We start from the raw sequence: 23229 nt of genomic DNA on the forward strand, positions 1-23229 counted from the left end.
GGTTAGTCATGGGAACTCCTGATTCAGACGCACTGGTATTTTTTGGGGCAACAGGTGACTTGGCCTACAAGAAAATCTTCCCCAGCCTTCAGGCAATGTTACGAGGGGGGAATCTCAATGTCCCAGTGATTGGGGTTGCCGGACGATCTTGGACAACGGATCAACTTAGGGAAAGGGTACGTGATAGCTTAGAATATAATGGTGGTATAGATCAAGACGCATTTGAGAAACTTTCTGGTCTACTCCAGTACGTTGCTGGTGACTACAACAAACCAGAAACTTACGAAAAATTACGTCTTGCCCTTGGTGATGCTACTCATCCCCTCTACTATTTGGCAATTCCACCGAGCTTGTTTGCACAAGTAGTGTCAGGATTGGGCGAATCAGGCTGTGCTAAAAATGCGCGGGTGGTAATTGAAAAACCATTTGGACGGGATTTTAAATCAGCACGCGAGTTAAATCAAATTCTGGCATCAGTTTTTCCCGAATCATCCATCTATCGCATCGACCATTACCTGGGCAAAGAACCACTGCTGAATTTACTCTATTTTCGGTTTGCCAACTCTTTTCTCGAACCCATCTGGAATCGCAACTATGTTGAAAGCATCCAGATTGTGATGGCAGAGGACTTTGGCATTCAAGGAAGGGGGCGCTTCTATGAGGAAACTGGGGCAATTCGGGATGTGGTGGAAAACCACATGCTGCAAATATTGGCTTCAGTGTGTATGGATGCTCCCGCCAGTACGGCTGCCGATTCCATCCGGGATGAAAAAGAGCGTATTCTCAAAGCTATAGGGGAAGTGCAACCCGATGATATTATTCGCGGTCAATTTTCTGATTACCGCAACGAAGAAGGTGTTTCGCCTGACTCCCAAGTAGAAACTTTTGTTGCCGTGCGGTTATTTATTAATACGTGGCGATGGTCAGGAGTTCCCATCTACATTCGGGCTGGGAAGAAATTGCCTGTCAAAACTACTGAGGTGATGGTCAAGTTCAAGTGTCCACCTTTAAATGTGTTCCAGGAGGGAAGACAAGAAAACGGTAATTATGTTCGTTTTTTACTAGATCCAGAGGTAATTGTGGGATTGGGCGCTCGCACTAAAATCCCTGGAGAAGATATGATCGGTTCTACGGTTGAACTCCTAGCCTTTTACGGAGGTGGCGACGAGATGGAACCCTATGAACGTCTATTGGGTGATGCTATGCGGGGCGATCCCACCTTGTTTGTACGAGAAGATACCGTAGAAGAGGAATGGCGGATTGTCCAGCCAATTCTCGATAACGTCACACCCATTTATGAGTATGAGCCAAATACATGGGGTCCACCTGAGTCAGATCAACTGCTCTTGCCAAGGGATCAGTGGTACAACCCATTAGCTAGAGATGATTAATTAAAAAAGTCAATATAGCTTGGTCGCCGGATTCAAATGCAACAAGCCTCTAACTCAAATAGTGATAAACACCCAAAACATCGACATTGGTTTTGGTATATTTTTGGAACGTCAGTTGGTTTACTCGGCTTATATGGAGTGGTGAGTTATGTGGTTTTACCAGCACTGTGGCGTCACTACGAACATAACCCCAAGCTGGAACATTCTCCGAAAACGACGCAAACGGCAGAAGGGATCTCTGGAGATCCTTTGAATATTGGATTTGTCGGTACAACAGCAGAAGTGGTGCAGGTGCTACTGGCAGCAGGCTGGTATCCGGCAGACCCGATCACATTAGGCTCAAGTGTTGGAATTGCTAAAAGTGTTCTCCTTAAGGATTCTTACCCAACTGCACCTGTAAGTAATTTATATCTGTGGGGCCGTAAACAGGATTTAGCTTTTGAACTACCTACAGGAAACAATGCCAAAACTAGACATCACATTCGCTTGTGGCAATCAAACAACCTGAATGCTGATAGTAGACCCTTATGGTTAGGTTCAGCAACATTTGACCAAAGCGTGGAACTTAGCCACCGCACAGGACAGATTACTCACCATATTGACGCAGACATTGATCAAGAAAGAGATAACGTAATTAAAAGTATTGATTTGACACACCAGATTGCCCAATTATATCAAGTCACAGGTATAGGGGCCACATGGGTTGGTCGTAACGGAGGAGGTGACAGATATTATACAGATGGCGAACTAACTATTTGTGTACTTTCAATGAATAATATTGCTCAAACAAAACCATCAACTTATTCACCATCACCAGAGCCTGTTCAGTTCAAAAATCAACTGTGGTCATGGCTGCGACACTATTTTAAATAGCTCAACTCAAGAAAACAGGATAATTTTATGCAAATGCACAAAATGTTAAACTGATTTTTCAAGAAAGATAATTTAAATTTCTAGACCTCTGTGAGGGTAAATAGAATAAAATTTTAGCTAGGAAGTAAAATATCTAAACAAATTAAAATTGACTTGACTATATGGGCACAAACAAGAGAGAAAAACGAGACTTGTTTTAATCAGGCTCATAGCTATTCTGAAAAATTATGCGCCATCCCAGGCACTAAATTTGTAAAATTAAAACAGAAGAATAAGTGATAGTAATGGCGAATCCCAGAGATACAGAGAATGGATGGTCGCAGTTAACTCGCGGTGCGCCATTGGCAGTAATGGTAGCGGTGGTACTCTATATTTTATACCAACTTTTACCAGTATTAGAACTTTTAGTTGTTGCAGCATTGATTGCTTTAATTTTACGAACCCTATTAAGGTTTTTGCAAAAGTTAGTTAAATCACAGGATATTGCTGTTTTGTTACTAATTGGATTAATCATCGGATTTGTTGTGGTATTAGCTACTGTAGTCCTACCTAGTGTGACATTTGAATCTCAAAAATTAATCAAAACATTACCAACTTATCTCAATAGATTGACAGGAGATGTTGAGCAACTGCGTCAGAAATTTGCTTTTATTCCTGACATTTCCCAAGCACTAATACAATTACGGAATTTGACCGACCAGTTACTAGGGGGAGTACCAGTTTTTTTAGGTGAAGCTTTGAGTTTAACCGTAGAGTTGGTAGCGACGTTAATTTTAGCGCTTTACATGGCTTACGATCCTAATTCCTTAGTGAAAGGGATTTTAAGATTAGTCCCAAGGCGACATCATCAACGGTTTAAACGAATCCTTAAGGCTTGTGAGACAAGATTGCGAGGCTGGATTTTCGGGACAGGAATAGCGATGATATTTCTGGGTGTTGGAGCAACGTTTGGACTTTTGATTTTGGGGATTCCGTCAGCTCTACCATTTGGGATTATTGCGGGATTATTTGAAATAATTCCTTATTTTGGTTCGGTGATTGGCGCTTTTTTACCAGCATTAGTAGCATTGAGTATTTCACCGCTAAAGCTAGTATTTGTGTTGATACTTTTCTTTGTAATGAATCAAATAGATGCCCATGTTGTTCAGCCTTTGGTGATGGGTCAGCAAGTTAATATTCATCCAGTGATGGTGATTGTAACATTCTTGGTCATGGGTAAGCTATTTGGATTTATTGGTGTGCTACTTGCAGTGCCTGCGGCAGCAGTGATAATTACGCTGATTGATGAGTTTACTCCGTCAGAAAAGCTGATAGAGTCAGTCGGAGTTGAAGCTGGAATAGATGTTCAATCGAACGACATTACTCAAGATCGCAACCAAAGTTGAAAATCGAAGAAAAAATCAGCATTTACTGTTTGATTTACTGTTTGATTTACTTTCCAAGACTTAAAATGAGCGCTTAATATTTTCGCAATAAGTAATGATAAGAATGTAGATTATGTTTTTGCCAGTTGATTGATGATGGGTGCATTGGGATTGCCAATAATTTGGTCGTAGGATTTATTTTCTTCAACAATCACAAAGATATGGTCATATTTAGGGATGGCTTTGTCGTCTGGTGTCGGAGTTGAAACTACTGCTGCTGTATTTTCAACTGCTTGCGGTGGGTTAGTAACTGATTGACTAGAGCAATCTAATCTGAATTGGTGGCTATTTGAATTGGAATCATCATTAGCGTTAAAAGATTATGATCAAGTTTACGCTCGGAAAATTTTCGACCAATATTTTGCGAATGGAAATAAAACCCTGTTATTTGCTCCTGAGCAAGGGGCAGAATTTTTCCAACAGTATAATTGGAAAGTTGCAAAATCTGTATCTGCATGGAAAGAGTTACATCGACTCAACCGAGGGATAAAATTTACCTGGTTACTAGAAATAATTATGAAATTGGTTGCTAATGAATATTGGGAAAAAATTCAGCAGCAAGGTAGTATTGTATTGCTTGAGAGAGATCATGTGAGGTGTCAAGATAGGTTACACGACAAAACCTAGTTTGATTTTGAGAAAGGTAAAAGGAATACTGAATATGCCTCTAACACCTCATACAGAAAGACACTTTACGGGTTCGGAAACGATTCGAGACATTGTAATTGGAATGTCAGATGGGTTGACAGTGCCTTTTGCCCTGGCAGCAGGGCTATCTGGGGCTATCACATCAACAAGTATTATCGTGACGGCAGGGTTAGCGGAGATTATTGCCGGCTCAATAGCAATGGGTCTGGGGGGCTACTTAGCTGCAAAAACCGATTCTGAACATTACATAAGTGAACGCCGCCGGGAACTTCGGGAGGTTAGTGAAATGCCGGGTGAAGAGGCACAAGAAGTTGCTGAGATTTTCCGTGCCTATGGTCTTTCTGACGAGCAGTTGATACCAGTAGTTAAGGCAATCCAAGCAAACCCAATACAATGGGTCAATTTTATGATGCGCTTTGAGCTGGGATTAGAAGCTCCTGATCCGTCCCGCGCCAGTCGAAGTGCGCTGATAATCGCAGCCTCTTATATTGCCGGGGGCTTGGTTCCACTATCTCCTTATATGGTGTTCAGTAGCTCAGTCGAAGATTGCGAGTTTCTGCGGGAGCAACTCTGGTGGCACTCTATAGTTTTGGTTATGTCAAAGGACGTTTTACGGGTACGAAACCCATAAAATCTGGTTATCAAACAGCCTTAATTGGCGGTTTAGCAGCGACGGCTGCATTTATTTTGGCGCACTTATTTAAGTGATCGTGTCTCAGAGAGTACCGACTCAAACTTCCGCCCCGTTGCTTTTGCTTGTATCAGGGCAAACACATCACCAAACCATTCATTGAGATGAAAATCACAAACCAATGCTCACCGAACCTCTAAAATCTGTTGCTCACCGAACACCATTACGAAACGCTGAAGTTGCCTGGTTTGACGACCTTTGTGGGGGCGATACACAATATTTAGGTGTACTAGACGAAAAACGCCGGAGCAACTATGAACACTGCCGAAACATCATGCTGACCGCCGAGCGAATGGGCTTTGGTAATATACTGCTGCCGACCTCATACCTGGTTGGGCAGGAAGTGATTCCGTTTGCCTCTGCTATGGGCCCGCAAACCGAGAGGATCAATATGCTGACGGCTTTGCGGACAGGCGAAATTTTCCCGACCATGCTGGCGCGTCAGATCGCTACCCTGGATCATATTCTCAAAGGTCGATTGACTATCAATATTATTAATTCCAATCTGCCTGGTGTAATAGAAAGTCCCGAACTGCGTTACAAACGATGCTGCGAAACTATTGAAATCCTCAAACAAGCCTGGACTAAGGAAAGTATTGATTTTGAAGGTGAAATCTATCAGGTTAAACTTGATACCACAGACCCAGTGAAGCCCTATCAGCAAAATGGCGGACCACTGCTATATTTCGGTGGCATTTCAGAAGGTTCAAAAGAAGTGTGCGCCAAATATTGCGATGTGTACCTGATGTGGCCCGAACCAGAAGAAAGCATTTACGCAACCATGCAGGACATGAGTTTTAGAGCAGCCAAATATGGTCGTCAGATTGACTTTGGTTTCCGTGTTCATGTTATTGTGCGCTCAACCCAAGAAGAAGCCCGTGCCTGGGCACAGAGTATTATGTCAAAATTTGATCCAGCTGGCTTGAACCTTAAAGAACGTACACAAGACCACAAATCTTTGGGTGTTTTACGCCAAGATGAGATCCGGGCAAAATCCACATCGGATTACTTAGAGCCTCTGTTGTGGGGTGGTATTGGTCGGGCGCGATCTGGGTGTGGGGCAGCATTGGTTGGTACACCAGAGCAAATTCTCTGGAAGATAAATCGTTATATGGATATGGGAATCAGGGCGTTCATCTTGTCAGGTTATCCTCTGATTGAAGAGTGCGAACTGTTTGGAAATCATGTTTTGCCACACCTGTCAACGGTCAAATTATCAATGGTTCAGGGACGTACACCTGTATCCGAGCCTGTGACTCCCTTGACCACGGCAGTACTGCGGTAGGGTAGATATGGCAGATATCAGGATGAAATTTCCCAAACGCGATTTTGATTCGGGCTGGCACACTACAGACGTACACTTTCTGAATCCGACTTCAATTTGAGGTGTGATTAAAATGGGTTGTAAATACAGATAAAATATTATTAATAACTTCAAATTAATTCTTAATAAACCAAATTGAATGACTCGATTTGTACATGACGAATTTGCCAAAGACTATCTAGAAGAACTGTTAAAACCTTATGGGGAAGTAAAGTCATCATCAAAAATATCAGGAGAGATCAAAGAAATTGATGTATTATTTACTCCTTCAGTACAGCAAAGCTCTAATTTAGAAGTGCTAGGGTTACTTGGAAAGTTTACCGAATTTCCGGCAATATTAGAACCATTTCGGAATGCAGCCTCTGCTGATGAAATCTGTGATTGTATTCAAAAATTATTAGAAGTAAAAGCTCTCTTGCGACGAGACGCTAAAGCGAATAAAACCAGACTCCAGGAGTCAGATATTCCGAAACTATGGGTTCTTAGCCCAACTGCATCCCCAGCAATACTATCGAGCTTTAATGTTAATCAGAAATCGGGGTGGTTGCCAGGAGTATACTTTTTAGGTGATGCTCTACGGACAGCAATTGTAGCTATACACCAACTACCACAAACACCAGAAACGTTGTGGTTGAGAATTCTTGACAGGGGAAGTGTGCAGTCACAGGCAATTGTGGAATTATCGGCGTTACCATTGAATCATCCATACAAGCAAGCGACGCTAGAGTTAGTTTATAACTTGCGCGAGAATTTGAGAATCAATCAAAATTTAGAATCAGATGATCGGGAGTTGATTATGAGATTAGAACCACTTTATCAGCAAGACCGTGAAAGAGCAAAACTTGAAGGAAAAGAAGAAGGGAAACAAGAAGGACAACAGGATTTAATTATACGTCAACTAAATCGTCGTTTTGGTGAAGAAATTGATGCATCGTTGATTGAGCGAATTCGAGGATTATCTATAGAGCAATTGCAGGGGTTAGGAGAGACATTATTAGATTTTTCTGTAGTGGCAGATTTAGAAGCTTGGTTAAACCAGCAAGCTGGATAATAACATGACCTAACAATTCTCTGTTACCTAAACTACCACCAGCCAATCGCACACCACAGACCTACACTCGTCTGCAAACTTAACCCAAACCTGCCACCGCCCCAGATAGCCATTCCAGTAAGGCTCACCATCAGCAATTCCAACAGCCTCACCAACTTGGGAGACAAGCTCAGTATAGAACCGACCAGCGCTGTTGAGTCCTTCCCGTATTTTCAGCTTTAGCCCTTTCCAGCCAAAGGTTACAGGATTTTCAAGTTGATTTAACGTTTGGGAGGTTGATTGCGATGTGTCAGGTATTTGTGTCTGTGTATCTATATTATTAGTGCCTGACACGACTTCAGTATTTTTGGGGATTAACTGTGAGGTGGTGTCAATGACGGGTGTGGTTATATCTATATTATTAGTGACTGACACTGACTCACTAAGAAACAGTTCGTCCCGATTTAACCACTGCCCGAAAATAGAATCACGCTGATCATCAGGGGCAACAAACTGGTAAACGCACTCCCGATTTTCACGCTTGCCCAATCGACCAACATAATCCAACTTCAAATCAATCTTGGCAAGTAACTTCTGTGCGATCGCTATGGAAGTAAGTTTTTCTGAGATACTGACATTCAAGTAATTCTTGATAACGTGCCTGTGCTGAACAGCCAGCGCTTTAAACTCCACCATCTTCTCATCAGACCCCCGCAACTGAACGTCTGGCGTAAGAAACTGCAACAGATTGAGATTTTCGAGTAACAACACAGCAGGCAATAGCTGCCCCTTGTTAAAATCTGGTTTCCAAACTGAATTCTCCCCTAATTCCAGTTGTGCCTTAGCCCGTTTCGCATCACGGTTGGTCAAAAACTCTCGCCCCAGCGTCAAATAATAGTGCATTCGCAGTTGGGGATACCAGCCGTCGTCATCCTTCTCGACCAAATCAGGCGTAACTTCAATTTCGTAACGGCGAGACAATTCCGCCTTGCGCTGCTGGTGTCGTTCGGTTTTCGTTTTCGCCCTTGTGTCAAGGAGCTTCTTGAGTTCGGCATCAGAGATAGTTGGAGAATCCGCGATCGCCTGACACTCCGCAGTATACAATTCAACAGACGCGGCTTTAACCGACTCAATTACTTCCCCACTCTCGTCATCGTCAGCATCGTCGGCATCAATAACGGTGTACCCATCTTCGACCAAACCCGCAAGCACAGATTCTCGATAGCGCCGCATCTCAACGTTAATCACAGAACCACGCTTGTCCCAGGTTTGCAATGACTCCGGCTGAAAGTTCTGATCAACAAAGCTGGGTAGAGTCGATGGGAGCTATTATGACCATCTGTACTATGTGCAACTTTGGTTTTGGCTTCTTTGACTTTTAATCCTCTTGTTTCCAAGAAGTTATCAATGAATTCTCGGAGGAGTTTGGAGTCATCTCCTGGTTTCAGAATAAACACAACGTCATCCGCATAACGAAATCCATTAATAGTGTCTATATATCTTCCGCCATTTCTGATTTTTAATCTGACCTCATGACCTACATTTTCTAATACGTGAAGGACTAGATTTGCTAGTAATGGGCTGACTGCGACTCTAACTGGTGCGCCAACTCTCACGGCATCTGATTTTATCTTGCAACCATAGTTTGCTCAAAACTTAGTTATCAGTTAGTTGAAACCGTGATAACTCTTCACTGTTCACTGGGACTCTGATTTAATTAAAGCGAGGAAAAATAGGGAAGCAGCGATCGCTTCTTATACCAAATTTCCAGAGAAAACCGAGAAGTTAAATATTAGGAGGCGATCGCAACTCTGTAGAGTTTGGGTGGCTGCTGGCGCTAAACAAAGATAATGCGATTGCCAAGAGAGCGAATCCGGCAGCCAATCGCCCAAATCGATGCGATCGTTTCCCGAAGAGCGCGTACTCCTATGATTCTAGTGTTGTGGGCTGTTGTGAGGAGTTAATGAATTCAGTCTTAACTGGTTTTCCAATTGTCTTAGGAGGTTGTGGTCTATCTCCTGTGGGTTGTGGTTCTTGTGGTTCTGGTTGTGGATTATCATTCTGGGCCATGTTGATTTATCTCCTTTGTAGCTTTACTCATTTGGCTGTTTTCAAAATTTCTGACTTGGAGTTGGTAAATTTTGAAGTTTAGTGAATGCAGTCATCTTCTGTGATGATGATTATGACTTCAAGAGATGTCATCTCAATTCCGTAATCAAAAGAAAATTTTGCGCTCCTAAAAGAAGCTACGATATTATACCTTGTCTTTAAAAAACTGTCGCCAGAAAATGTTTATATTGTGGAGAGTGTGGAGCAGGCGATCGCTACTGCCAAAAGAATTTTATACTAATTGAGAATTAGTGAATCAGTAAAGTCTTCTCAAATTGGGAGGCTCTTGAATTGATTGGGTTTAAATTCCCATTTGTTGCGTTAGCTTCCAAAATTTAAATTATATTCCGGATCAGACTGCTCCAAGAGAGTGTATGTATAAAAAAGAGAACTACATTCCCAGATGATTAACCAAATTACCGCTTTAGAATCCTGTTGGCATATTTCTCCTGAGTGGGGTCAGACTATGCCTCCAGTAGCAGTAAGAATGTTAGAAAAAGTTTTGTTGCCAATCTCAGACTTGTCAGGCTACTGCTGTGGTGTTTTGTGGAAAAAACAGGAATGGATTTATGCAATTGTTTGCCAGAATGAAACTCTCTACTTAGCTGAACAAGAATTTCATCCAACAAAAGGAAGTAGAAAAGTCCATTGTTTCCACTCCAGCTTTTGAATTAGGGGACATAGTTGAGGTTGATTTCGGTGAACAGCCGACACGCCGTATTATTCAAGGAATTTTTAGCCTCAAAGATAATTGGCTTTATGGGGTAGAGTGGCGCTCTCCAATTTTAGAAGAAGTGTCTGCCCAAAGCAGAACAATATGGCTTGCTGATGTTGATTTAGTAAATGTTGGTGTATGACTATTGTAAAAAAACAATAGGTACAACAAGGGTAAACGTTGAGCTTTCACACGAAAACCATAGCCAAGAGCTAGCAGGGTTGTAAATTACTTTAGATGATGATGCCTTGGAACCCACATTCCGCACTTCAAAAGTAGCATAAAGTAATACAGAGTTATCCTTGGATATACCTGAGTAAAAATACTTAGAAGCTTCTAATCGAAAAAGTGAGACAATCAAAAAAATCTAAAATATTTTAGAGGTAGAAAAATTGTCTCCAACCTCAGAAACAAAAATTAAAAATATAGATCACTTAGGAATAGTAGCTGGACTAATTGATGAAATAGGAATAGTTGACATAATCAACTCCAAATTAGGAATAGATGTTCGGGAAAAAATTTCATCAGGAATATTAGTAAAAGCTATTCTGCTCAATGGATTAGGATTTGTATCAAGACCTTTATATTTATTTAGTCAATTTTTTGAAGACAAAGGAATCGAATTATTATTGGCAGAAGGAATAAAAAGCGATTATGTGAATGATGATAAACTGGGAAGAGTTATGGATAAATTGTATAAATATGGATTGAATAACCTATTTATAGAAATTGTCTTATCTGTGATTAATAAATTCAAGATAGAAACAAAATATTCTCATTTAGATGCGACATCATTTCATCTGCATGGGGAATATAAAAATGAATATAATCAAGAGAAAGAGTTAGAAATAATCAAACAAAAACCAATAATTATCACCAAAGGATATTCGCGCGACCATAGAGCAGACTTGAAACAATGTGTATTAGATTTAATAACAAGTAGTGATGGAGATATACCATTATTAATGAGAGCAGGAGATGGAAATGAAGCAGACAAAGCCGTGTTTGGAAAAATATTAGGAGAGTTTAAAAAGCAGATAAACTTTGATAGTATCATGGTCTGTGATAGTGCATTGTATAGTCAAGAAAATCTCCAATTAATCGAACATCTAAAATGGATAAGTAGAGTACCGATGACAATCAAAAGAGCAAAGGAATTAGTTCATTCGGTAGAGATAGAAGAGATAAATTCCGAAGAAAGTGCAAAAAGAGCAGCCTTGAATTTAGACGGATACAAGTGGAAATCGGAAATAGTAAATTATGGTGGCATCAAACAAAATTGGCTAATAGTAGAAAGTCAAAAAAGACAAGAAAGTGATTTGAAGAAGTTAGAAAAAAAGATGAAAACCGAAAAAATCAAAGTTGAAAAGCTGCTCAAGGAAATAAACAAAGAAGATTTTGAAAGTCCAGAACAAGCTCGATATAAACTAAAAAGCGTAAACAAAAAATTGAACCTCTTTGAAATTAAAGAAGTTAAGGTTATTCAAAGTAAATCAAAAGGTAATAAGACTATTTACAAAATAGAAGGAGTGGAGCATCAAAAGCCAGAAGAGATAGAAAGAATCAGAAAAGAAGCGGGAAGATTTATTTTAGCGACAAACTTAGTTGACGATGATAAGTTAAAACCAGAAGAAATTTTGACAAATTACAAAAATCAACAGTCTTGTGAAAGAGGGTTCAGATTTCTAAAAGACCCTTTGTTTTTTGCCGATAGTTTATTTGTAGAAAACCCTGAAAGAATCGAGACGATGTTATTTTTAATGTCTTTGTGCTTGTTAGTTTATAATCTTGGACAAAGGGAACTGAGAAATAGCTTAAAAAGAATCAAAATCGGAATCAAAAATCAACTAGGTAAGTTAACGATTTCTCCGACATTAAGATGGGTGTTTCAATGTTTTCAAGGAATTCATCTTTTGACTTTAAATGGTGTTAACCAAATTGTTAATTTAACATTAGAACGTAATTTTATTTTGAATTGCCTGCCATCATCTTGTCTAAAATATTATCTGCTTTCTTAAAGTGAACAACTTTTGGAAAATGAAGAAAAATTTATCAACATCGAAGAAACAGTAATTGCTCTTCAAATTTTTAGTGCTTACATAACCATCAAATACATTGTGTTTGATGATTTATTTTCATGCTGTAGATTCGTTCAGCACTACGAATCTTAATCATCCTGATTTTTTTGCTTTTCTCTTGACGTAATCTCTTTGTACTTCAAGTTGAAGTGCGGAATGTGGGCTTGGAACTAAAAGTTGTGCAACCATCTCTGCACGAGACGAAACTTGAAGCTTACGAAACATTCGCTTTAAGGCTTGCTTTACAGAATTTTCAGTGATCCAAAGTTGATGACCAATTTCTGCGTTAGTTTTCCCTAAAGCAACCAATTCTGCAATCTGCAACTCACGAGACGTTAAGCGAGCAGTTTTAAAAGGTTGGTGTTGCGACTTTCCTTGGTAAATTTCTTGTGAACCAACTGTTGTAGCCCAAACAGATAAGTGCAGGCAAATGGCGCTCAAATCGGTTAGATTTTGTGTATCAAAGGCAGGCATTGACTTTTCACGGGTGCAACCCACTACGCCAACTAATTGATTGCGATTAATGATTGGCCCCGCCATCACATGCCAATGATCGGGGCGGGGACAGATAATTTTCCAAGCCTTTGGTGATGTCACTAATGCTTCATGGACAGGTGCATGGCGCTCCACCAGATAACGTGCTATGGGATTGTGTTCAATGGACAATGCAATTCTCAGAATTGCCACGCTTGCGCTGTGGTTCATTGCCATCCGCGCAGCCCTTATCCACTTTGGTAGGTAGATACTTAAAACAGAGCCAAGGCTCGTCTGAAGAAAAACTAATTTTAATTTGAGAAATTAGTCGCTATCTAGTGGTATCTAGCAGTTCCTCTAAGTATCAAAGTCTGATATGACTGTAATTGTTCAAACAGGGGAGTACGGATAAATCCTGATGTCTTTTGAGTAGTCAAAATGGCTTCGGTAAGGAGGGAAGTTTCTTTTTTGCCGATAGCTAGATTGATAATTGGTAGGAGGAAGCTCAGTTTGACTATATTTCCTCCAATGTCAGGGTTTGGTGGTTTGCTAATAATTACCGTCAGTAGTGTCCCAATATCAGTATCTAATGTCTGAATTTGGTCGCCACTAAAATGCTGCTTGATGTTTTGTGTTCTGTAATCAAGCTGTGAAACTCCATTGAGAATTGAATAGTTTATGTGAGTGTCTTTGCCCTCAAGCTCAAACTCATTTGGTCGTTGCACAACAATTGCTTGTGCTGGTTTTGTGGATTTGGGCATCAAAAAAGAAACTAATGATGTCGTGCTTGCGCCAGTCACCAAGGTAAGAGCAGTTTTGAGAATTTGACGGCGGGGAGAATTTTGGGGGATATCTTTGAGGTTAGAGTTAAGGTTCATATTTGAGAAATACTAGAAGTAAAATTCTGTTTATTGTTTTTACCGACTCAACTGTGTGTAATTAAGTCAGTTAGGTTTTTGACCGAGAAGATTGGAGATTGAAGATTGAATGTTTTTGGTACAAGCCCAGCAGGAAAGTGGGCGGAATAAATCTAAAAGACGCTACGCACAGTCGCTTTCCGCGTCGCTATCGTCAATCTCAAATCAGAGAAGCTGCATCTCTTGTAGGTGCAGTCAATCTCAAATCTAAAAGACGCTACGCACAGTCGCTTTCCGCATCGCTATCGGCAATCTACAATTGTTTGACTTATTCCGAATTCCAATAGATTAGTTCATTAATTAAGAGTTCTTTTTTTTTAAAGATTTTATTTACACTTATGTCAATGTTGTGTGATAAATATGTCAAAACTGTATAGTTTGACAAATTGATGCTTTTGGGTTTGTGAGGGAGTTGGATTGGCTCAGTGCCTAATTAGTAGCCGTACATTGTTAATTTTCATGTGTCGCTAGAAATTTATTTCTTTTCACCCTTTAGCAATCAGAGATTGTAATGCTACATTTCCTTTACTTACAATCCTCCAGGTTAATTTATGAACAAAGGTGAATTAGTAGATGCTGTAGCAGCAAAGACCAACATCACAAAAAAGCAAGCCGATGAAGTCATTAGTGCTTTTTTGTCAGTAGTTACCGAAGCTGTAGCCAATGGTGAAAAGGTAACGCTCATAGGGTTTGGGTCATTCGAGCGACGCGAACGCTCAGAACGTGAGGGGCGTAATCCGAAAACCAATGAGCCAATGACCATTCCAGCGACCAAAGTACCTGCGTTTTCTGCTGGTAAACTGTTTAAAGAAAAAGTAGCACCATAGATGAATTGCTTTACCACTGGCTATCCAATCACTGCAAAGCCATAATCGATTAATTCAAGTATCGAATCGACTGTGAAACTTTGACTGCTTCTTGGGGAGTAACGTTATTGCAATTAGACAATTCTGGCATTAGTCCCGTAGCAACAAATCTGCTTCTGTTAAATCGCAGTGCTTAGGGGTAAGGTCAAATAACGCAAGAGCTTAATCCCACAATCCAGGAGATAATGACAATTCGGGCAACCATTGTGCCTGTATCTTCTACTTGTTGCAGTTTCGGACAAAAGTTGCACATTTTGCATTACAGATGCGTTGACTTTATCGAAATAGGAATGCTGTTTAAATACGGTTAGTAAATTCAAAAAACCGCTCGCAGTTGCAAGGAATGGCCTCACTGAACTATTTATGGAATTACTAAAACAGGTAGAGAAAAATTATATTAGCGCTGACAACTTCTTAAGAGCAGAACTATCAGAGAAAATTCAATGGTCTTTAACACAGCGAGATGTTAATTTGATTGAATTACTGATGCCTGTATGGTCATGGCTTTACCGTTACTATTTCCAAGTAAAAACTGATGGGTGGCATCACATACCAACAGAAGGAAAAGTGCTACTGGTTGGTTCCCATAATGGCGGAATGGCTTCTCCAGATTTAGTAATGATGATGTATGATTGGTTTTCTAGATTTGGAACAGAGCGTTTGGTGTATGGTCTAATGCATCCTTATGCTTGGAAAGTGAGTCCAGAGATAGCCCAATTAGCTCAGAAATTTGGAGCAATTGTTGCACATCCAAAGATGGCCAGTGCAGCTTTTGAGATGGGGGCTAGCGTTCTGGTATATCCGGGAGGACAATATGATATGTTTCGGAATCATAGCGAACGCCATAAAATTCATTTTGCTGGTAATCACGGCTTTGTCAAGCTGGCTTTAAAACAAGAAGTTCCAATTATTCCAGTTATTTCGGTTGGCGCTCATGATACGTTGATTGTTTTATGTGATTGCTATGATTTAGTCAAACAATTACATCAGTTGGGATTGCCGTGGCTTTATCAAATAGACCCAGGAATTTTCCCAATTTATTTAGGTTTACCTTGGGGTTTGTCTATTGGCCCTCTGCCTAATATTCCTTTACCTGTGCAGATTCATACTCGTGTATGCCATCCAATTACTTTTGAAAGATATGGTCAAGATGCAGCTAAGGATCGTAATTATGTGAATGATTGTTATGAATTAGTTCATCATCAAATGCAAGAAGAGTTAAATCAATTGGTTATAGATACTCAAAAATATCCCTAAAATCAAAACAATGGAAAAAAACTCGTAGAAAAATATTTAATCCCTTTATTTTCTCAATTTGCATTGTTATAGTTAAAAATAACGGCTAACATATCAACTAGGGCGATAATGATTGATTTTGAACCTTGGGACAGATTGTTGCGTCAGTATGTTGACCAGCAGGGTCGTGTAGACTATGTAGCTTGGAAAAAAGAGCAACCCCAAGCAATTGCAGATTGGTTAGCCAGCCAAAAAAAATCTGGCTTTGAAATCTAATAGTAATAATCTCGAACAATTGGCATTGTGGATCAACCTTTACAATGCGTTCACCATTTCGAGAATTTTGGAGAGATACCGATAGAATCGATTCGTCCGCGAATTTTAGGGATTCCCAACTGGCTAGCTTTTTTGTGGTTCTTCCAACGTCGCGCTTATTATATGTTTGGGGAAAGTTATAGTTTAGCTAAAATTGAGAACTCTATTCTACGGGACAAATTGCAGGAGCCACGAATTCATTTTGCGATAGTCTGTGCTTCGGTTGGTTGTCCTTTACTACGTTCGGGAGCCTACTTTGGGTCGCAAGTCAGTCAGCAATTAGATGAAGATGCACTTCGTTTCATAAATAACCCTGAAAAAGTCCGTTATGATATCCAGAGCAAAACACTTTACTGTAATAAAATCTTGAAGTGGTATCGTCAGGATTTTTTAAAGGTTGCACCCTCTGTTCCAGAATACATTCGCTCCTATTTGAAAACAGACTATCCCCTTAATGCCTCAACGCGGATATCCTATCTTCACTATGACTGGAGCTTAAATCAGCGAATATCTTGATAAAACTGTTTAAGATAATTTGCATTAACGCCAATCCCCACAAAAGGCCAATATAAAGGTAAATTGCAGTTGCTTTGAAGCTACCCCATTTGGCTACGCGACGATCTGAGGAATGAACAATCCGATTTACCAGATAAATACGTCCTTTTTTAACTAATTTTAGACATAAATCTCCATCCTCCATAATCGGCAATGCCTCATCAAATCCGCCACAATCCCAAAAATCAATCCGACGACAGAACATTACTTGATCTCCAAACAACAGGCGCAATCCTCGGAAAAATAGGTGAGGCTTAAATAACAGTGGTGCGTAATAGGTTTTTAAATAATTATGTAGAGAGATACCCCAACGAGTTGTTTGAGAACCTGACATCAGAGAAATGAACCCGCCACAGGCAATGGTAGGTTCTGCCAGAGTCTTGTTGATGACGGTAATTAGATCATCTGGAACCCAAGTATCTGCATGAAGAAAGCAAATAATATCTCCAGTTGCTGCTGATGCTCCATAGTTCATCTGAAGAGAACGCCCTGGTTGTTGAGATAAAAGAAATTGTACATTCAAAGTTTGATTAAATGACTCAAAAATTCGCTTTGCAATTGTCACCGTCTGATCTTGGCTGCCACCATCTACCACTATCACTTCATCAGGAGGAGGATTAAGTAAAGTCAGTTGGCGCAATGTCCGCCCTAAGTTAGTTGCTTCATTTAAAGTAGGAATGATAACAGAAACTTGAGACATACCGATTTAGTGGTTTTATTGTTATCTTTATTACCTTGAGGACGAATCCCGTTAAAAGACTGTGGGTAAAACTGTAAATAGGAACCGATATCTGTGTGATCAGTAAGAAGTTTATAATACACTTGAGGAGGAACTAACACCAGCGTGCCAAATATGAAGGGGATCAATAGTCGTCTAAAACGCTCATTCACATATTCCATTGGTGTTCGCAACTGGAGAGAAAACCAAGAGGCAGCCCCGGAAATAAAAAAAAACAATGGCATGTGCCACTGATGAACAAAAAAAATAAACCATCCAAGGACAGGGCTTAGTAAGTCATTTTTAATATAAAAATCGCCCAATTCGCCTTGGTAAAAAACTGCGGCAGCATGAAAATAAATCAGCAATAGCACCGCCAATACTCTTAACCAATCCAGGTCATAGTGTCTTTCTTGCTGATTATTTATTATGTATAAATCAGATTTTAAATTCATTTATTTGCCTTGGTTATAAAACACCAGGACACAACGGGAGCAGAGCTAAAAAGTCTCTGAAACTCTTATTAATTCTCTGCGAGACGCTGCGCGAACGTGTCCTTTGCGTCTTCTCTACGAGACGCGTTCGCGCAGCCTCTCGTCAGAGAAGCGCGAACGTGGTTCGTTTTTTCATAATTTTGCGTAAGTCCTAATCATATTAAATACAAAAAATAGAGATTGTAGGAAAACGATAAAATTCAACTTTAACAAAGTTTAGAGGTTTAATTCCCCTGCCTCCACAGGCAGCACGTTTTGATGCCTCAGCTAAATCCCTGTCACTTTCACGTAATTGCGAATTGCGAATTGTTTTAATCCTCCAGAGCATGGTAACGAGCTTTTAGCATTTTTCCCCAGATTGCATTGTAAGGATGTACAACCTGTGTAGGTTGATTGTGTCTAAAAATGAGCCTTCCTTCATTTGCCCACTGAAAAATCCCACCGCTCAAGTTATAAATGCACTTCATCCCAGTTTCATTAAGCTGCTGGGCTAATTTGGCGCTACGGTAGCCAACGGAACAGTACACGACAATTGGGTTGTCTTTTGCCACTGTAGAAAGTACTGCTAAGTCAGGTATAAGAGGATCTATCTGTGTTGCTGTTTCGATATGGCTCACCGCATATTCTGTCTGACTTCGTGCATCCAGCACTAATGGCCGCGGCTTTCCAGAATATAATAGCAATTGAGCGAATTCCTTGCTTGTAATTTCCTCAACATTAGGAAACTTCAATCTAATCAGAAGTTTAAGAAACTTAAACGTAAGTGATTGCATTTGTAAAAGTATACTTTCGTTTTTATAGATAGTTTTAAGTTTGATTGGATCACGAGTATGATTTAAAAGACTTTTAAAGCTCTATGAGCTATTAGTTATCGAAAATAAATTTAAATATGGATTTGACAAACAGTTACCCACAGCTATTACAGATTCATAGACAATTGTAAAAAGTTGCATTGATTTCAAAGAGGGATTTACCTCTCCCCATAATGTAACTGTATTTGTTTGCTAAGTCCAATAAAGAATTCCCGCATTTGAAAAGCGCCTACTAATCTCCGTCTCAAAAAAGCAACGCAACGCCTTCATTGTGTCCTTGTCGTAAACGTACTTCGTTCCGCCAAACTTATTACGCTTGACACTGCGTTTTGCCTCATCCATCTCTAATTTTGATTGCGGATACCAAGTTCGTAAAACTTCTTTTGACCCAGGTGTGAACCGATGCGAGATTAGTTCAAAAGTAAGGTTACACTCAAAATCCAGTGCCTCGTTTATCTGGTCAAACAAAGAACTATAGTGCATCTGCCAATCGTCTATCGGTATAATTGGCGCAATAACTAAGCCTACTGGATAACCACCACCGCCACGCTCTAATGGTAGCGCTAACCGTCGCAATGCATTCAGTCTGTATGTTACAGATGCTGTGCCACCTTCAAACTTGCCAGAAATCGGCGCTGCATTAACACTCATCCGACAACGGGTATGCCCATTGTGTGGGAGGTCAAATAACCCATCCACAGCATCAAATTTCGATACCCAACGTAAATGTGCATTACTACGAGTGCCAAAGTAACGAATACATTCAGCAAGGCTTCCAGTTAGATGTTCAATACCCAATGGGTCTGTGTAACAGCTAACTTCAAAACTCGTGTTTTGACTTTGTTGCTCGTAGTTAGCTAAGTTCTCTAATATCTGCGGTAAGTTAGCAAAAACGCGGATGACAGGTGGTCCCGACAAACTACCAGCTAAGTAGCAGTATTGACAATGAGCCGGACAACCTTCAGCAATGTGAAACTGCCAATCCGCAGAAGGTGGAATGGGACTCAGTTTAAAAGAACTGGGTGGTGCAGTAACCACTGCTAAGGTACGCTTGGCGATGTTGTAAGTATCCCGCTCAGACTCACCACGCAGTCCCTTGAGACGATTCTGTGATAATTCTTCGATTGGTAAGTTAAGTGACTCTATACGTGCAAGAATCTGCTGCCCCCAAACCTCATTTAAGGCAGCAGGTGTAAACAGTACCCGTTCAGGTATCCACAATCTTGGCGATGTTACTTGTGTATCTGATAGTGAAACCTGGTTTGTAATTGTATTCAGCAATATCTTTCTCCGTTATTTAGTTTGCTGATTTCTGCAATTAATTTTCAAGGACTTGCTTAATTCGTCGCTCTAGCAGGTCAAGATCCAAACTGCCTTCATCACGGTTAATTCTACGCACAGTCGAATTAACATTACCTAAATTTACCAATAAATCTTGAAGAATTTCTTGCTGCTGCCGTGCTTGGGTAACTTCGCGTGGCTCCTGTACTAAATCACGTACAATGGTATCTTCAGCACGAGAGGCGATAATTGGATCGCTTTGCCCTTGAATGTGAACAAAGGTTCGTCGCCCAGTACCTCGTTCTTCTTCTATTGGTATAACTGCCGTTACTTGGTCAGAACGCACATATTTTCCAAATCCTAAATGGACTAGCTCTGATGAGAGTATTTTCATATAGTTGAAGCCTAATTTTTAAATCTTACTTATATTATAAAATCTCCAAAAGTGACTTAAAGCCATAGACCATACGGGTTATACCCAATTGAAAGTAGTAGTTATATCAATACTTGTCGGGTTTTTGGGAAAAGGTTTTGGGAAAAGGGAAAGAAAAAACCTTTAACCCAACCCCAAAAACCAAATTATGAGTTCAAAATGCACAAAGCGAGTAGTATTGGAGGAGTCTGAATCTCAAAAATTACTTGTTCCTTCTACCCTCTACAAGAACTGCCTTCTGCCTTCTTCAATACTTCTTCCCACTGAGCAAATGGTTGATAATTTGAGGTAAGTTAACAATTTCGTGCATCAAGTCTTGTGGACTAAATCCTAAAACCTTCAAGATAATCACGATGACAACAATTGCGATTGCTGTACTGAGGAATGTCTTTAATAAATCTAGTAATGCCCTGAAAATTAACAAAGCGACAATCACTGCCGCAACTAAAATAATTAAATTAACTGGCATATTCTTGCAGGGGTTTATCTCCAAAAATCATTCAGAAGGCAGAAGTACGTTCGCGCAGCGTCCCGTAGGGAAGGCAGAAGGCTTTTATGGAACCCACGTTTTTAAACGTGGGCATTGTTGCAATGACACAATGCAAGTCGCGGCACTTTCCGCGACGCTCGTAGACTCGCTTTGCCGCCGGCGCTATCGATACAATTCTTTTTTTAAACTGGGCAATAACCCTGCAACTTTAGTTTTTATTAATACTCCTTTCCTTCTGCCAACTGAGCCTCCTGCCCTCTGCCTTTCTTGTAAACCTGGAATTATAGACTCAAGTCTTTGTTCAAAGAGGCTTTTGTGCAGTTCTTGCAATTCTGCTAGAGGGAAAGATACTGGAATTACCCTGCCACAAAGATTATAAATCAAAATCAAGGCTGAATGTTTCTCCATCAGAATCTTCTTCTTCCTCTTCTGCAAATGGAGTTGAACTCCAAGATGTGACTTTGTTATCTTCAGTATTAATTGGCGTGAAAGCTACTTGTTGTGTGGGAAATGCACCCTTCCTGAAAGCAAAATAGCAATCAATGATAAAGTAGAGCGTCTCCAGGTAACTCTTGCCTAGTTGCTGTGATTCGGCAAATATCCGCTCTCGGTAGCTATCTTTGATCCGAACTTTTTCTGGAGTTAAGTCAAGTTTGTCTGCCATTGCGATCACTTAATAGATGTAGATGCTGAATTCTTACTGCTGATGGTTTTTGCCATCTCTAAAAGCCCAGAGACATTGGCTTCCACCGGGTTGTCCAGGATTTTGAAGCCGTTTTTCTCCAACAGCTTCTTAAATCCTGGTAAAAGGCAGCCTCCACCTATCGCCCAGATTTCATCCCCTTGGTGCTTGGCATCCAATGTAAGATTCACCACTTTCTTCAAGTATTTTTCATACCAATCTTTTAAAGAAGCACTGTATATATCTTTGATATCGATGTCACGGCTGTATCTGGTATGCCCCATTTCCAAACAAAATCGGATTTTGGATGGATCTCCGATTTTTCCGCCATTTAAATGTTTCATTTTTTGGGAGATATCATCGATGAGAACTTCTACACCGATGGGGTAGGCGGTGTGAACTTCTCGTTGACCCCGGTTGTAACGAGAATACAGGGTTGTTCCATTGCCAAAGTCTAAAATGGTTAATTTTTTGGGTAGTGGATGCCCAAACAATGCACCCATCCCTCTAGTACAACTTTCAGCACTTCTACTTTTACTTCTGATTGCTTGCCAGAAGTATTGGCTGATATTCTCCATTGAGTACTTTTTGTAGTTCTGATGCCAGAGCAACGTCATGTAAGCTGACGACTAATTTTAAGTGCCAAGCCTTACGGTGTGGGAGATGTGCCAATGCACCCAATAAAGTCAATAATGCGTTGTTGACTTTGTTTTCATTATTGTCTGTGTTGCGGTCAAAATAATTTCCTGTACGGTAAGCTGACTCTCCAACAGTGTAAGCACTGCCGTTAAAAACTACACGCCCTGGAACATCTTCCATCTCGGCATTAGTTATATAGCTGGGGACACGAACTACTTCAAAGCCTTCGACTAAAAGTTTGAGACTTCCGTAACCGTTATCGAAACCCGCAGGAAAAATTTTTTGTAAGGTGTGAATGTTTGACATAGGCTCCAAGGTAATACGCTTTGATTTGTGAAAGCTATCTGTTGAGATAATTTTGGGGAGTGTGGGAGAGAAAAATAAAATAACTACCCCTTTTTGATCCAGACTCAAGAGTTTATCATAACCCCTTGGGGGCTAAGTGGGGTACAAAATCTCAGTCAGTCAAATGTACCCCATATAGCACCTATACATATCCTATATAGGGGTCAAAATCCCACCAAAGTCTCGAACTATTGTTGGGGTATATATAGCCCCCATACAGCCCCCATCAGGATTTTTTGAAATCTTTTTATCAATGCAGCAGAAATTAATTTAGATCATCGTTGACTCTTTGATTTATACTTTAATATCAATTTTTTGTTGAAAAGCAATTTAGTTTTGATCTTTAACTTCTTGCTGACTATGTAACGAGTGCGTTATTACTTGCTTACAGGTTCAGCTTTCTCAACTGAATCATCATTAATACCCAAAGTCAATTGCAAAAGAGTTTTTTTTTGGGCGTAAGCTTTCACGACCTGCCGATAAACTTCATAGTTAGTAGGTAGCGTATTCTGTGCATTACCCACTCCATAGGTCATTTGCAATTGTTGGGTCATCTTGGCCAACAACTGCTCCTGGTGGTTTCAATACATTCCGATTCACCACTGAAGTATTCGTTCATGTTTCAATGCGTGGCTGTGGTTGACTAGTTAGATCATTGGCATACTTGACTTGCCAGGAGTAACTGGTGA

At 40.3% G+C, this 23229-nt stretch carries 25 protein-coding genes and 3 pseudogenes; 14 read left to right on the top strand and 14 right to left on the bottom strand.

Features of this window, described 5'->3' with window-relative positions; genetic code table 11:
• The first annotated feature begins 8 nt into the window (after nucleotides 1-8).
• The 7 genes and pseudogenes from zwf (at nucleotide 9) to GTQ43_RS38005 (ending at nucleotide 7402) form a co-directional block, all read left to right on the top strand.
• The gene (gene zwf / locus GTQ43_RS37975; RefSeq protein ID WP_265277818.1) at nucleotides 9-1391 is read left to right on the top strand and encodes a glucose-6-phosphate dehydrogenase; all 1383 of its coding nucleotides are present in this window, start codon (nucleotides 9-11) and stop codon (nucleotides 1389-1391) included.
• Nucleotides 1392-1427: 36 nt separating this feature from the next.
• Nucleotides 1428-2264 carry an LssY C-terminal domain-containing protein gene (locus GTQ43_RS37980; protein WP_265277819.1) on the top strand — a complete coding sequence of 279 codons (837 nt, stop codon included), beginning with the start codon at nucleotides 1428-1430 and terminating at the stop codon, nucleotides 2262-2264.
• Nucleotides 2265-2548: 284 nt separating this feature from the next.
• The gene (locus GTQ43_RS37985; protein WP_265277820.1) at nucleotides 2549-3649 is read left to right on the top strand and encodes an AI-2E family transporter; all 1101 of its coding nucleotides are present in this window, start codon (nucleotides 2549-2551) and stop codon (nucleotides 3647-3649) included.
• 333 nt (nucleotides 3650-3982) lie between these two features.
• Nucleotides 3983-4315: a hypothetical protein gene (locus GTQ43_RS37990; protein ID WP_265277821.1), complete on the top strand. Its 333-nt coding sequence runs from the start codon at nucleotides 3983-3985 to the stop codon at nucleotides 4313-4315.
• Between the two features lie 103 nt (nucleotides 4316-4418).
• Nucleotides 4419-5044: pseudogene (locus GTQ43_RS37995) on the top strand (VIT1/CCC1 transporter family protein).
• 104 nt (nucleotides 5045-5148) lie between these two features.
• Nucleotides 5149-6312, top strand: a complete 1164-nt coding sequence (locus tag GTQ43_RS38000; RefSeq protein ID WP_265277823.1) for an LLM class flavin-dependent oxidoreductase — start codon at nucleotides 5149-5151, stop codon at nucleotides 6310-6312.
• 178 nt (nucleotides 6313-6490) lie between these two features.
• Complete coding sequence (locus GTQ43_RS38005) at nucleotides 6491-7402, top strand: DUF4351 domain-containing protein (protein ID WP_265277824.1); 912 nt, start codon at nucleotides 6491-6493, stop codon at nucleotides 7400-7402.
• A gap of 27 nt (nucleotides 7403-7429) precedes the next feature.
• Here GTQ43_RS38005 and GTQ43_RS38010 read toward each other — a convergent pair whose 3' ends face one another.
• The 3 genes from GTQ43_RS38010 to GTQ43_RS38020 form a co-directional block, all read right to left on the bottom strand.
• Nucleotides 7430-8656: a hypothetical protein gene (locus tag GTQ43_RS38010; protein ID WP_265277825.1), complete on the bottom strand. Its 1227-nt coding sequence runs from the start codon at nucleotides 8654-8656 to the stop codon at nucleotides 7430-7432.
• Nucleotides 8626-8997, bottom strand: coding sequence for a reverse transcriptase domain-containing protein (locus GTQ43_RS38015; RefSeq protein ID WP_265277826.1), 372 nt, complete (start codon nucleotides 8995-8997; stop codon nucleotides 8626-8628). The genes GTQ43_RS38010 and GTQ43_RS38015 overlap by 31 nt, the downstream gene beginning before the upstream one ends.
• Nucleotides 8998-9307: 310 nt before the next feature.
• On the bottom strand, nucleotides 9308-9451 hold the full coding sequence (locus GTQ43_RS38020) for a hypothetical protein (RefSeq protein ID WP_265277827.1): 144 nt from the start codon (nucleotides 9449-9451) through the stop codon (nucleotides 9308-9310).
• A 442-nt stretch (nucleotides 9452-9893) separates the two neighbouring features.
• On the opposite strand from GTQ43_RS38020, the gene GTQ43_RS38025 reads away from it, so the two are divergent.
• The 3 genes from GTQ43_RS38025 (at nucleotide 9894) to GTQ43_RS38035 (ending at nucleotide 12223) form a co-directional block, all read left to right on the top strand.
• Nucleotides 9894-10160 carry a DUF1392 domain-containing protein gene (locus tag GTQ43_RS38025; protein ID WP_265277828.1) on the top strand — a complete coding sequence of 89 codons (267 nt, stop codon included), beginning with the start codon at nucleotides 9894-9896 and terminating at the stop codon, nucleotides 10158-10160.
• Nucleotides 10138-10347 (top strand): DUF1392 domain-containing protein, encoded by a 210-nt coding sequence (locus GTQ43_RS38030; protein ID WP_265277841.1) that lies wholly within the window; start codon nucleotides 10138-10140, stop codon nucleotides 10345-10347. The genes GTQ43_RS38025 and GTQ43_RS38030 overlap by 23 nt, the downstream gene beginning before the upstream one ends.
• Nucleotides 10348-10597: 250 nt before the next feature.
• A complete protein-coding gene (locus GTQ43_RS38035; protein ID WP_265272106.1) occupies nucleotides 10598-12223 on the top strand; it encodes an IS1634 family transposase in 1626 nt (541 codons plus the stop codon).
• A 153-nt stretch (nucleotides 12224-12376) separates the two neighbouring features.
• On the opposite strand, the gene GTQ43_RS41615 is transcribed toward GTQ43_RS38035, so the two are convergent.
• Complete coding sequence (locus GTQ43_RS41615; RefSeq protein WP_414859194.1) at nucleotides 12377-12994, bottom strand: LuxR C-terminal-related transcriptional regulator; 618 nt, start codon at nucleotides 12992-12994, stop codon at nucleotides 12377-12379.
• Between the two features lie 98 nt (nucleotides 12995-13092).
• On the bottom strand, nucleotides 13093-13635 hold the full coding sequence (locus tag GTQ43_RS38045; protein WP_265277829.1) for a hypothetical protein: 543 nt from the start codon (nucleotides 13633-13635) through the stop codon (nucleotides 13093-13095).
• A 590-nt stretch (nucleotides 13636-14225) separates the two neighbouring features.
• Here GTQ43_RS38045 and GTQ43_RS38050 point away from each other — a divergent pair.
• The 4 genes from GTQ43_RS38050 (at nucleotide 14226) to GTQ43_RS38065 (ending at nucleotide 16607) form a co-directional block, all read left to right on the top strand.
• A complete protein-coding gene (locus GTQ43_RS38050; RefSeq protein WP_265277830.1) occupies nucleotides 14226-14501 on the top strand; it encodes an HU family DNA-binding protein in 276 nt (91 codons plus the stop codon).
• A 402-nt stretch (nucleotides 14502-14903) separates the two neighbouring features.
• Nucleotides 14904-15797 carry a lysophospholipid acyltransferase family protein gene (locus GTQ43_RS38055; RefSeq protein ID WP_265277831.1) on the top strand — a complete coding sequence of 298 codons (894 nt, stop codon included), beginning with the start codon at nucleotides 14904-14906 and terminating at the stop codon, nucleotides 15795-15797.
• A 108-nt stretch (nucleotides 15798-15905) separates the two neighbouring features.
• Nucleotides 15906-16052 carry a hypothetical protein gene (locus tag GTQ43_RS38060; RefSeq protein WP_265277832.1) on the top strand — a complete coding sequence of 49 codons (147 nt, stop codon included), beginning with the start codon at nucleotides 15906-15908 and terminating at the stop codon, nucleotides 16050-16052.
• 27 nt (nucleotides 16053-16079) lie between these two features.
• Nucleotides 16080-16607, top strand: coding sequence for a DUF547 domain-containing protein (locus GTQ43_RS38065; protein WP_265277833.1), 528 nt, complete (start codon nucleotides 16080-16082; stop codon nucleotides 16605-16607).
• Here GTQ43_RS38065 and GTQ43_RS38070 read toward each other — a convergent pair.
• The 9 genes and pseudogenes from GTQ43_RS38070 to GTQ43_RS38110 all read right to left on the bottom strand — a co-directional run.
• Nucleotides 16543-17346, bottom strand: a complete 804-nt coding sequence (locus GTQ43_RS38070) for a TIGR04283 family arsenosugar biosynthesis glycosyltransferase (protein WP_265277835.1) — start codon at nucleotides 17344-17346, stop codon at nucleotides 16543-16545. The genes GTQ43_RS38065 and GTQ43_RS38070 overlap by 65 nt on opposite strands.
• Nucleotides 17313-17819: an acyltransferase family protein gene (locus GTQ43_RS38075; protein WP_265277836.1), complete on the bottom strand. Its 507-nt coding sequence runs from the start codon at nucleotides 17817-17819 to the stop codon at nucleotides 17313-17315. The genes GTQ43_RS38070 and GTQ43_RS38075 overlap by 34 nt, the downstream gene beginning before the upstream one ends.
• Nucleotides 17820-18169: 350 nt before the next feature.
• A complete protein-coding gene (locus GTQ43_RS38080; RefSeq protein WP_265277837.1) occupies nucleotides 18170-18541 on the bottom strand; it encodes a rhodanese-like domain-containing protein in 372 nt (123 codons plus the stop codon).
• A 321-nt stretch (nucleotides 18542-18862) separates the two neighbouring features.
• On the bottom strand, nucleotides 18863-19885 hold the full coding sequence (locus GTQ43_RS38085; RefSeq protein WP_265277842.1) for a spore photoproduct lyase family protein: 1023 nt from the start codon (nucleotides 19883-19885) through the stop codon (nucleotides 18863-18865).
• A gap of 103 nt (nucleotides 19886-19988) precedes the next feature.
• A complete protein-coding gene (locus tag GTQ43_RS38090; protein WP_265277838.1) occupies nucleotides 19989-20345 on the bottom strand; it encodes a hypothetical protein in 357 nt (118 codons plus the stop codon).
• A gap of 286 nt (nucleotides 20346-20631) precedes the next feature.
• Entirely contained in the window at nucleotides 20632-20853 is a 222-nt protein-coding gene (locus GTQ43_RS38095) for a hypothetical protein (protein WP_094331608.1), read from the bottom strand.
• A gap of 394 nt (nucleotides 20854-21247) precedes the next feature.
• Nucleotides 21248-21538 (bottom strand): hypothetical protein, encoded by a 291-nt coding sequence (locus GTQ43_RS38100; RefSeq protein ID WP_094345342.1) that lies wholly within the window; start codon nucleotides 21536-21538, stop codon nucleotides 21248-21250.
• Nucleotides 21539-21543: 5 nt separating this feature from the next.
• Nucleotides 21544-22501: pseudogene (locus GTQ43_RS38105) on the bottom strand (ParM/StbA family protein).
• 416 nt (nucleotides 22502-22917) lie between these two features.
• Nucleotides 22918-23229, bottom strand: a pseudogene (locus GTQ43_RS38110) (hypothetical protein); the annotation flags it as partial.

Origin of the sequence: Nostoc sp. KVJ3 (genome assembly GCF_026127265.1) — a bacterium.
Classification (GTDB): domain Bacteria; phylum Cyanobacteriota; class Cyanobacteriia; order Cyanobacteriales; family Nostocaceae; genus Nostoc.

Bases quoted from the DNA above. Each gene is read 5' to 3' on its own strand.
- GTQ43_RS38100 (WP_094345342.1), bottom strand. From the start codon at position 21,538: ATGGCAGACAAACTTGACTTAACTCCAGAAAAAGTTCGGATCAAAGAT.
- GTQ43_RS38025 (WP_265277828.1), top strand. From the start codon at position 9,894: ATGATTAACCAAATTACCGCTTTAGAATCCTGTTGGCATATTTCTCCT.
- GTQ43_RS38090 (WP_265277838.1), bottom strand. From the start codon at position 20,345: ATGAAAATACTCTCATCAGAGCTAGTCCATTTAGGATTTGGAAAATAT.
- GTQ43_RS37985 (WP_265277820.1), top strand. From the start codon at position 2,549: ATGGCGAATCCCAGAGATACAGAGAATGGATGGTCGCAGTTAACTCGC.
- GTQ43_RS38060 (WP_265277832.1), top strand. From the start codon at position 15,906: ATGATTGATTTTGAACCTTGGGACAGATTGTTGCGTCAGTATGTTGAC.
- GTQ43_RS41615 (WP_414859194.1), bottom strand. From the start codon at position 12,994: ATGGCAATGAACCACAGCGCAAGCGTGGCAATTCTGAGAATTGCATTG.
- GTQ43_RS38050 (WP_265277830.1), top strand. From the start codon at position 14,226: ATGAACAAAGGTGAATTAGTAGATGCTGTAGCAGCAAAGACCAACATC.
- zwf (WP_265277818.1), top strand. From the start codon at position 9: ATGGGAACTCCTGATTCAGACGCACTGGTATTTTTTGGGGCAACAGGT.
- GTQ43_RS38000 (WP_265277823.1), top strand. From the start codon at position 5,149: ATGCTCACCGAACCTCTAAAATCTGTTGCTCACCGAACACCATTACGA.
- GTQ43_RS38005 (WP_265277824.1), top strand. From the start codon at position 6,491: ATGACTCGATTTGTACATGACGAATTTGCCAAAGACTATCTAGAAGAA.
- GTQ43_RS38020 (WP_265277827.1), bottom strand. From the start codon at position 9,451: ATGGCCCAGAATGATAATCCACAACCAGAACCACAAGAACCACAACCC.
- GTQ43_RS38095 (WP_094331608.1), bottom strand. From the start codon at position 20,853: ATGCCAGTTAATTTAATTATTTTAGTTGCGGCAGTGATTGTCGCTTTG.
- GTQ43_RS38075 (WP_265277836.1), bottom strand. From the start codon at position 17,819: ATGAATTTAAAATCTGATTTATACATAATAAATAATCAGCAAGAAAGA.
- GTQ43_RS38055 (WP_265277831.1), top strand. From the start codon at position 14,904: ATGGAATTACTAAAACAGGTAGAGAAAAATTATATTAGCGCTGACAAC.
- GTQ43_RS38045 (WP_265277829.1), bottom strand. From the start codon at position 13,635: ATGAACCTTAACTCTAACCTCAAAGATATCCCCCAAAATTCTCCCCGC.
- GTQ43_RS37980 (WP_265277819.1), top strand. From the start codon at position 1,428: ATGCAACAAGCCTCTAACTCAAATAGTGATAAACACCCAAAACATCGA.
- GTQ43_RS38070 (WP_265277835.1), bottom strand. From the start codon at position 17,346: ATGTCTCAAGTTTCTGTTATCATTCCTACTTTAAATGAAGCAACTAAC.